At 70.5% G+C, this 9,508-nt stretch carries 7 protein-coding genes; 3 read left to right on the top strand and 4 right to left on the bottom strand.

The features are described 5' to 3' along the window. Window positions 1–262: 262 nt before the first annotated feature. Window positions 263–1,531: an FAD-dependent monooxygenase gene (locus AWQ68_RS35255; RefSeq protein WP_066949435.1), complete on the top strand. Its 1,269-nt coding sequence runs from the start codon at window positions 263–265 to the stop codon at window positions 1,529–1,531. Between the two features lie 405 nt (window positions 1,532–1,936). Here the strand turns inward: AWQ68_RS35255 and AWQ68_RS35250 are convergent, their stop codons facing one another. From AWQ68_RS35250 to AWQ68_RS35240, 3 genes are all read right to left on the bottom strand, one after another. Then, window positions 1,937–3,157, bottom strand: a complete 1,221-nt coding sequence (locus AWQ68_RS35250; RefSeq protein ID WP_066949432.1) for an acyl-CoA dehydrogenase family protein — start codon at window positions 3,155–3,157, stop codon at window positions 1,937–1,939. 110 nt (window positions 3,158–3,267) lie between these two features. After that, the gene (locus tag AWQ68_RS35245; protein ID WP_066949429.1) at window positions 3,268–4,233 is read right to left on the bottom strand and encodes a glucosyl-3-phosphoglycerate synthase; all 966 of its coding nucleotides are present in this window, start codon (window positions 4,231–4,233) and stop codon (window positions 3,268–3,270) included. Between the two features lie 91 nt (window positions 4,234–4,324). Beyond that, window positions 4,325–5,545: an MFS transporter gene (locus AWQ68_RS35240; protein WP_066949426.1), complete on the bottom strand. Its 1,221-nt coding sequence runs from the start codon at window positions 5,543–5,545 to the stop codon at window positions 4,325–4,327. A gap of 141 nt (window positions 5,546–5,686) precedes the next feature. Here AWQ68_RS35240 and AWQ68_RS35235 point away from each other — a divergent pair, with 141 nt between their 5' ends. After that, on the top strand, window positions 5,687–6,262 hold the full coding sequence (locus AWQ68_RS35235) for a TetR/AcrR family transcriptional regulator (protein ID WP_066949423.1): 576 nt from the start codon (window positions 5,687–5,689) through the stop codon (window positions 6,260–6,262). 104 nt (window positions 6,263–6,366) lie between these two features. On the opposite strand, the gene AWQ68_RS35230 is transcribed toward AWQ68_RS35235, so the two are convergent. Further along, entirely contained in the window at window positions 6,367–7,836 is a 1,470-nt protein-coding gene (locus AWQ68_RS35230; RefSeq protein WP_066949420.1) for a helix-turn-helix domain-containing protein, read from the bottom strand. Window positions 7,837–8,187: 351 nt separating this feature from the next. Between AWQ68_RS35230 and aceA the strand changes: the two genes are divergently transcribed. Beyond that, complete coding sequence (aceA, locus tag AWQ68_RS35225) at window positions 8,188–9,480, top strand: isocitrate lyase (protein WP_066949417.1); 1,293 nt, start codon at window positions 8,188–8,190, stop codon at window positions 9,478–9,480. Window positions 9,481–9,508 lie beyond the last annotated feature (28 nt).

Genomic DNA, 9,508 nt, shown 5'->3' with positions numbered 1-9,508 from the left:
CCCCCCCCCCCCCCCCCCCCGGGGCGGGAGCCGTACCACTTTCGGGTGAAACGTTTCGGCCCGGCACCGATCTCCGTACGGGAGGTCCGGATCTTCCCGGATCTTCCCGGAACACATCGAGCCGCTCGTGCCGGAGTTCCGCTACCACCGGGGCGCGCACGTGCCCTGGCGGCTCGGCGCCTGCCCGGATGACCTGGACAGATACCACCGTCTGCTACTCTATGATGCTAATTGATTACTGTAAGTAACAACGGGGGTTATTGTGAAGATCGCCTGCGTCGGCGGCGGACCCGCCAGCCTGTACTTCTCGATCCTGATGAAACGGGTGGACCCATCCCACGACATCACCGTCCACGAGCGGAACCCGGCCGGTTCGACATACGGCTGGGGCGTGACCTACTGGGGTGAACTACTCAACTACCTCCACGGTGCCGACCCCGAATCCGCACGCACCATCAAGGAGAACTCAGTCCACTGGGACAGATGGGAGATGCACGTCCACGACCGGGCCACGGTGGCGACGGTGACAGGGGAAGACTGGGGCGAAGGCTTCGGCATCGGCCGGCATCAACTGCTCGACATCCTCACCGAACGCGCCCGCTCCCTCGGCGTGCACATCGAGTTCGAACACAAGATCACCGACAAGGAGGAACTCGCCGGCGCCGACCTCGTCGTCGCCGGCGACGGCGTCAACAGCCTGTTGCGCCAACGCCACATCGACCACTTCGGCTCCGAGATCACGGTCGGACGCAACGTCTACGCCTGGCTCGGCACCACCAAGGTCTTCCGCTCCTTCACCTTCACCTTCGTGGAGACCGCGCACGGCTGGATCTGGTGCTACGGCTACGGATTCAGCAAGGACCACAGCACCTGCGTCATCGAATGCTCCCCCACCACCTGGGAAGGACTCGGACTCCACGAGGCGAACGAAGCCGACAGCCTGGCCCTCCTGGAGAAACTCTTCGCCGACACCCTGGACGGACACCCGCTGATCGCCCAGGCGCACACCGAAGACGGCGCACACTGGCTGAACTTCCGCACTCTGACCAACCGGAAGTGGTACCACGACAACCTCGTCCTGCTCGGAGACGCCGCGCACACCACCCATTACTCCATCGGCGCCGGCACCGCCCTCGCACTGGAAGACGCCGCCTACCTGGTCAACGCACTACACGCGGAGACACAACTCCAGACTGCCCTCGCCCGCTACGACCGGGAACGCCAAGCCGCGATCCGCCTCTCCCTGAGAGCGGCCCGCTACAGCGCCCGATGGTACGAGAACCTCCCGCGCTACGTCGGCCTGCCGCCGGAGCAACTGTTCGAACTGCTCGGCCAGCGGCGCTCCCCGCTCCTCCCGCACGTCCCACCACGGCTGTACTACCGGCTCGGCCAGGCGGCCGACCAGTTGTACTACCTGCTCGACCAGGCGGCCGAGCGGTTCAGGTCGCTACGCAACCGCGGACGCCGGCCGGACCCCGGACCACACGAACCGAACACGCCGGGACAACCGGACGACATGATCACGCACTGACCCGCCCCGGGATGAAAACGCGACCACCGGCGCCGCCGCACCACGCACGCCGAGGCGGAGCCACCGCCGCGCACCGCGTTATCGCCACTGATCGTGGAGGACGTGGCGGACGAGGGGCGAGTGGATCCAGGTGCGGGCGCGCAGCCCGGACAGGCCGGTCGCCTGTCCGGGTTGCGGCCGCTTGAGCGCAGATCACTTCGTCTCGCGCCAAACTCCTCCAGTTCCTCCCGCACGAGGCGAGCTGGTCGCGGCGGGTGTTATCCCAGCACCGACCGAGAACGAACGAGGCAGGCGAAAGTACGTCACGACGCGGCAGCAGGGCACGCACCAGCGTCGCCACTACTTCGCCAGCGTCACCTTGGCTGCCGCTCTGCGGCCACGCCACCCCTCCGGCCTGCGAAGTTATTACCTCACCGGCAGGCCGGTGACGGAGCGGCCAATGATCAGGCGCTGGATCTCGCTCGTGCCTTCGAAGATCGTGTAGATCTTGGCGTCGCGGTGGAAGCGCTCCACGGGGTGCTCGCGGGTGTAGCCGGCGCCGCCGAGGATCTGGATGGCCTGCTCGGTCACCCAGACCGCCGCCTCACTGGCGACGAGCTTGCTCATCGAGCCCTCGGCCTGTTCCATCGGGCGGCCGTGACGGGCCATCCAGGCGGCGCGCCACGTCATAAGCCGCGCGACATCCACCCGGGTCGCCATGTCGGCCAGCAGGAACGCGACCGCCTGGTTCTCCCCGATCTTGCGGCCGAACTGCTCGCGCTCGCGCGCGTAGTCCCTGGCGTACTCGTACGCGGCGCGGGCCGTGCCGACGGCCATCGCGGCCACCAGCGGTCGGGTGGACTCGAACGTCCGCATCGCGGCCTGCTCGCCGGTGCGGGCGCCCGAGCGTACGCGGGCGAGCCGGGCGTCGAGCTTCTCCTTGCCGCCGAGCAGGCAGGAGCCGGGGACCCGCACGTTGTCGAGGACGACCTCGGCGGTGTGCGAGGCGCGGATGCCGTGCTTGCGGAACTTCTGCCCCTGGGACAGGCCGGGCGTTCCGGGCGGGATGATGAAGGACGCCTGGCCGCGCGTCCCCAGTTCGGGGTCCACGGAGGCGACGACGATGTGCACGTTGGCGATGCCGCCGTTGGTCGCCCAGGTCTTCACGCCGTTGAGGACCCAGTCGCCGTCGTCGTACACGGCGCGGGTGCGGATCGCCCCCACGTCGCTGCCGGCGTCCGGCTCGGAGGCGCAGAACGCGGCGACCTTGACGTCGTCGGGGGTGCCGAACATCTGGGGCAGCCACTCCCCCACCTGCTCGGGCGTGCCGCCGGTGGCGAGGGCGGCGGCCGCCAGTCCGGTCCCGACGATGGACAGGCCGATGCCGGCGTCGCCCCAGAAGAGCTCCTCGAAGGCCACGTGCAGCCCGAGGCCGGACTCCTCGAACCACTGCTGGGCGAAGAAGTCCATGGAGTACAGCCCGATCTTGGCCGCCTCCTGGATGATCGGCCAGGGCGTCTCCTCGCGCTCGTCCCACTCCGCGCCCGCCGGGCGGACGACGTCGCGGGCGAACTGGCGCACCCAGTCCCGCACCTCTCGCAGATCGTCGTTCAGTTCGGGGCAGAAGCCTGTCGCGCCGTCGCTCATCGCACTTCTCCGTCAGGGGCCGAGCCGTGGGGATCGCCGGGACGAAACACCGGACGGCGCGCAAACTTACCGGTCGGTAGCATTTTCCCGCAACCAGCCCGGGCGGCCCGCTACCGTCCGCGTGCGGCGTAGTGCGGAACGGTCACCATGGGTGGGCGCTCGGCGACCGCGACGTCCCGCACGGTCGGCTCGTGGATGAGCGCGCCTCCGGACACCCCGCGCCGGAACTGGGTGAGCTGAGGAGAGGGCGCGTGCAGCGACACGATGCGGTCCTGGCGCTCCAGCCGCGACCACGCCGTGTACATGATCTGCCCGGCCATGCCGCCCAGCGCCTCGGTGGACTGGTGGGAGTGGACCCGCCGCCCGAGGTCCACCTGCGCGAGCGCGTCCAGCCCGGCCAGGTCGAGCAGGTCGATCAGCAGCCCGAGCTCCACGCCGTACCCGGTGACGAAGGGCACCCGCTCCAGGGCGCTGCGCCGCCCGGCGTACTCGCCCGCGAGCGGCTGGACGAACCCGGCCAGCAGCGGCCAGTGCAGGTTGAGGAGCGGGCGGGCCACCAACTCGGTCACCCGGCCGCCGCCACCTTGCAGCTCCGACAGCGGCCGGTCGTAGCACCCCTTGACGTACACGATCGACGGGTCGGCCAGCAGCGGGCCGAGCAGCCCGGTCACGAACGACGTGCGGAACTCGCGCAGGTCGGCGTCGACGAAGACGACGAGGTCGCCGGTGGTCACGGCGAGCGACTTCCACAGCGCCTCGCCCTTGCCGTCGAGCGGGTGCAGGTCGCACAGGATCTCGTCCTGGGCGAAGACCTTCGCCCCCGCCTGCAGCGCCTGGGCCGCGGTCTCGTCGGTGGACCGAGAGTCGATGACGACGAGCTCGTCGACCAGCGGCACCGCCTCGACGAGGTCATGCCGGATCGCCGAGACGATCTCGCCGACGGTCTCGGCCTCGTTCCGGGCCGGCAGCACGACGCTGATCCTCGTGGCGCCCTTGGCGTCCATCAGGGCCCTTACGGGCCAGTCGGCCGAGGATGACGTACGGCCGCGCAGCCAGGCTTCCACCTCAGGCAGCACGCACGATCCTCATTTCTCCGCCGCAGTCCACAGTTATCACCTTATGGTGTCCGATCGCGCTCGGCGTCGGGGTGCGCGCCACCGACCGGCGTCACCGCGACCGTACGGCGGCGGCGAGCAGGATGAGCGCGGCCCCGGCGACGAGGGCCGCGGCGACGGCGCCCACCAGCACGGTGAAGCCGTGCGCCGCGAGCGCGGAGGCGGCCTGCGGCCCGAGGCTCGCGCCGACGAACAGGACGAATGTGAAGAGGGAGACCGCGGTGCCGCGCGCCCGCCCGGCGAGGCCGCCGACCGTCTCGATCACGCTCGGCGCGGCCACGCCGACGGCGAAGGCGAAGACGGCCAGCAGCACCGCCAGCCAGACCAGGCCGGGATCGGTCACCGCGACGGCGGCGGCGCTCGCGGCGGCCAGCACCATGGCCAGCCCGGCCCGCCGGGCGGGAGCGATCGCGGCCAGCCGCGGCGTGACGAAGGGGATGACCGCGAACGCGGGCAGCGCCGTGGAGCGCAGCGCCAGCAGAGCGGCCGGGTTCCCGGCGATCTCGGCGGGCCCCTCGAGCTGGAGCGCGGTGTAGACGGCGACGAACGCGCCGAGGATCACCAGCGTGGCGGTATAGACGAGCACGAGCCGGGGGTCGCGGAGCAGGGCGGGGACGGCGGCGTAGGGGTTGGCGACCGCGCCGCCGGGCGCGTCCGGGAGCATCACCCGGGCGAGCACCAGCGCCATGACGGCGAAGGCGGCGCCGCCGGCGAGGAACACCGCCCGCCATCCGGCGAGGTCGGCGAGGGCCTTGGCGGCGAGCTGCCCGACGACCGCCGAGGCCAGGAACGCGGAGGTCACGGAGGTCATGGTGACGCCGCGACGGCGGGGTTCGACGCGCTCGGCGACATAGGCGAGCGCGACGGGCGCGAAGGCGGCCGTGGCGACGCCCTCGGCGAAGCGCAGGGCGACGGCCGCGCCCACCCCGCCGCTCAGGGCCACCGCCGCCGTCGCGATCGCGGTCGCCGCCATGCCGTACGTGATCACGCGGCGCCTTCCGTACCGGTCCGAGAGCGGGCCGAAGACCAGGAAGCCGCCGGCGTAGCCGAAGCCGAACGCGCTGACGAGCCAGGTGAGGGTGGCGGGCGAGGCGCCCCAGTCGCTCGACATGGCGCCGATGAGCGGGATGACGGCGTAGAGGTGGCCGGTGGCGAGCAGGCCGGTCAGCACGAACGCGAGCAGGGTGCGCCCGAAGGGCGCCCAGGCCGGTGCGGGCGCGGCGGGAAGCCGGCGAGCGGGGCTGGAGGACGGGGGAATGACGGTCGTGGTCATGCCGGGGACGGTAGCCAACCAACCAGTTGGATGTCAACCAACCAGTTGGTAGCACCCGGACTGATCGGGGCCTATCCTGGAGCCCGGCACGTCAGCACCATCGGAAGCACCGTCGTAAGCACCGTCGAAAGAGGCCCTCGGATGTCACCCAAGGATTCGACCGCCGCGACCAGGGCGGCCCTCCTCGAGGCGGCCCGCGTCGAGTTCGCCGCGAAGGGCGTCGCCGGGGCGCGCGTCGACACCATCGCCGAGCGCGCCGGGGTGAACAAGGAGCGCATCTACGGGCACTTCGGCAGCAAGGAGAAGCTGTTCGACGCCGTCGTCGTCACCGCGCTCGACCAGGTCACCGAGGCCGTGTCGATGCCCGGGAAGAACGCGGCCGACTACGTGGGCCGGCTGTACGACTACTACCGCGAGCATCCGGACCTGGTCCGGCTGCTGATGTGGGAGGCGCTGCACTACGGGGGCGAGAAGCCGCTGCCCGGGCAGGAGCGGCGGGTGGAGAAGTGCGGCCGCAAGACCGTGTCCCTGGCCGAGGGCCTGGGCCGCGAGCCGTCGCCGCAGGTCGCGCGCACCATGCTCATGCTCATCGGCATGGCCATGTGGCCCACGGCGATGCCCCAGTTGAACCGGATCTTCCTGGGTGAGGACGGGGCCGCCGACCACGACGCGATGCGCGACAGCGTCGTGGAGTTCGTACGGGCCGCCCTGGACTGATGAGTCCGCGCCCGGGGTCCTGAGCCGGCGGGCCCGGCCGGGGCGCCGGATCGGCGGGGTGCGCGGGCCCCGGCCGGGCGATCCGTGAGCGCGGACCCCGGCGGTCAGGACGAGGCGTGCCGCTCCAGGAACGCGTACACGTCGGCCTCGTCCACGCCGGGGAACGAGCCCGGAGGCAGTGCGGCGAGGACGTGCGAGTTCGCCCGCGCCGAGGGCCACGCGTAGCCCTCCCAGCGCTGGGCCAGCTCCGCGGGCGGGCGGCGGCAGCACTCGCCGTTCGGGCAGTTGGACCTGGTCCGGTTCGTGGTCTCCCGGCCCCTGAACCAGCGCGACTCGCGGAACGGCACGCCGAGCGTGATCGCGTAGTCCTTCCCCTGGGACGGGTCCACATGGGCGACGCAGAAGTACGTCCCGGTCGGCGAGTCGGAGTACTGGTAGTACACCGAGAACCGGTCCGGCGACAGGAACACCTGGCGGCCCGACCACTGCACGCACATCCGCTGGCCCTCGATCGCGCCCTGCTCGTCCGCCGGGAAGACGATGCCGTCGTTCTCGTACGCCTTGTAGATGGTCCCGCCGGCGTCGTTGCGGACGAAGTGGCAGACCAGGTCCAGGTGGCGGGTGGCCAGGTTGGTGAACCGGTGCGCCGCCATCTCGTACGACACCGCGAAGACGTCGCGCAGGTCCTCCACCGACAGCGCCCGGTCCTGCTTAGCCTCCCGCAGGTACGGCGCGGCCGCCGCCTCCGGCACGAGCACGGCGGCGGCGAAGTAGTTGGCCTCCACCCGCTGGCGGAGGAAGTCGGCGAAGTCGCGCGGCTTGTGGTGCTGGAGCGCGAAGTGGCCCAGGGTCTGCAGGAGCACGGTGCGCGGCGTGTGCATGCCGAGCTGCTCACGCTTGAGGTAGATGCGCCGGTTGCGCAGGTCGGTCACGGAACGGGCCGAACGCGGCAGGTCCGGCGTGGTGTGCACGGTGAACCCGAAGTGCGACACGACCGCCTGCACGGTGCTCTCCGACAGCGCGCCGGCGCGGTAGCCGACGGCGGCCAGCGCCTCGGCCGCGGCCTTCTCGATCTCCTCGAAGTAGTTGCCCAGCTCGCGCTGCTTGCGGCGCAGCTCGGCGTTGGCCGCGCGCGCCTCCTCCGGCGTCGCTGTCCCCTTGGCCTGGCGGGCCTTGAGCTCCTCGTACAGGCCGAGGATGTGCTCCAGGACGTCGTTGGTTACGCGGGCGGAGACCTTCAGCTTGCTCAGCCCGAGGCTCGCGTAGAGCGGGTCCCGCTGGGCCTCCTCCAGCGCGATCTCGAGCTGCGCCCTCCGATTGGGGGCCTGGCGGCGCAGCAGCTCCTCCACGGGGACGTTCAGCGCGGCGGCCAGGGACTTCAGCAGCGACAGTTTCGGCTCCCGCTTGCCGTTCTCCAGCAGCGAGAGCTGGCTCGGGGCGCGGCCGACGCGTTCGCCCAGCTCCGAGAGGGTGAGGCCGCGCTGCTTGCGCAGGTGCTTGAGCCGCTGCCCGAAGGCCAGCAGATCGAGCTCCTGCGTCAAAGACAGCGGTTCTTCACCGAGCACGGAAGGCATACCCGGATCATATGCGAAATTTCGCCGTTTCTTCCAGCTTGGGGGCATCCGCGACGCCGCGCCACGGCCGCCCGCCTGCGGCGTCCTCCGAACCCGGTACCGACGGCCCCCGCGGCGGCCGCGAGCGGTCGACATTGGTCTAGGCCATAGAGAAAAGTCAGCGTTTCTTCTCTGCTGAATACCCGCGAGTCTTGACTTAGACAGAAATTTCGGCAGATTTCATGTCGATCTCGGGTTGCTGGATCTCCCTGCCGCGCCGGAAACTCGAACCAAGCACCCAGGTGACGACAAAGCGCCTCAAACGGGGCAAATGCCCTGTAGCGAGCGGCAGCAACAAGGGAGTGACGGACAATGTCGGACCGGTTCACGGAGGCCGCGCGGCGGCTCCAGGACGACTGGGACACCAACCCCCGCTGGAAGGACGTCGAGCGCACCTACACCGCCGAAGACGTCGTGCGGCTCCGCGGCTCCGTCCAGGAGGAGCACACGCTGGCCCGGCTCGGCGCGGAGCGGCTGTGGCACCTCCTGCAGACCGAGGACTACGTGAACTCGCTGGGCGCGCTCACCGGGAACCAGGCGGTGCAGCAGGTCAAGGCCGGCCTGAAGGCCATCTACCTGTCCGGCTGGCAGGTCGCCGCCGACGCCAACCTGGGCGCGCAGACCTACCCGGACCAGAGCCTCTACCCCGCCAACTCGGTGCCCGCCGTCGTGCGGCGCATCAACAACGCGCTGCTACGCGCCGACCAGATCACCTGGGCCGAGGGCGACGAGAACGCGCCTCACTGGCTGGCGCCGATCGTGGCCGACGCCGAGGCCGGCTTCGGCGGCGTGCTCAACGCCTTCGAGCTGATGAAGGGCATGATCGCGGCCGGCGCCGCGGGCGTGCACTGGGAGGACCAGCTCGCCTCGGAGAAGAAGTGCGGCCACCTGGGCGGCAAGGTGCTCATCCCGACCGCACAGCACATCAAGACGCTCAACGCGGCCCGGCTCGCCGCCGACGTCGCCGGAGTCCCCTCACTGATCATCGCGCGGACCGACGCCCAGGCCGCGACCCTGCTGACCAGCGACGTCGACCCCCGCGACCAGGCGTTCTGCACCGGGGACCGCACCGCGGAGGGCTTCTACCGGGTGCGCAACGGCGTGGACGCCTGCATCGCCCGCGGTCTGGCGTACGCTCCGCACTCCGACCTGCTGTGGATGGAGACCTCAACACCCGATCTCGACGTCGCCCGTACGTTCGCGGAGGCGATCAAGGCGCAGTACCCGGACCAGATGCTCGCCTACAACTGCTCGCCGTCGTTCAACTGGAAGCAGCACCTGGACGACTCCACGATCGCCAAGTTCCAGCGGGAGCTGGGGCACATGGGGTACAAGTTCCAGTTCATCACGCTGGCCGGCTTCCACTCGCTCAACTACTCGATGTTCGACCTCGCCCGCGGCTACGCCGAGGAGGGCATGTCGGCGTACGTCGAGCTACAGGAGCGGGAGTTCGCGGCCGAGTCCCGCGGCTACACCGCCACCCGCCACCAGCGCGAGGTCGGCACCGGATACTTCGACCTGGTCAGCACGGCCATCGCGCCGGACTCCTCGACGACGGCCCTGAGGGGCTCGACCGAGGAGGAGCAGTTCACGCAGGCTCACTGACCAGCGGGATCGGGTGACGTCCTCTCCC

This window comes from Microtetraspora fusca (assembly GCF_001570365.1).
Lineage (GTDB): Bacteria > Actinomycetota > Actinomycetes > Streptosporangiales > Streptosporangiaceae > Microtetraspora > Microtetraspora fusca.
The sequence above is the reverse complement of the archived record's forward strand: the minus strand, read 5'-3'. Positions and strand labels throughout refer to the sequence as shown.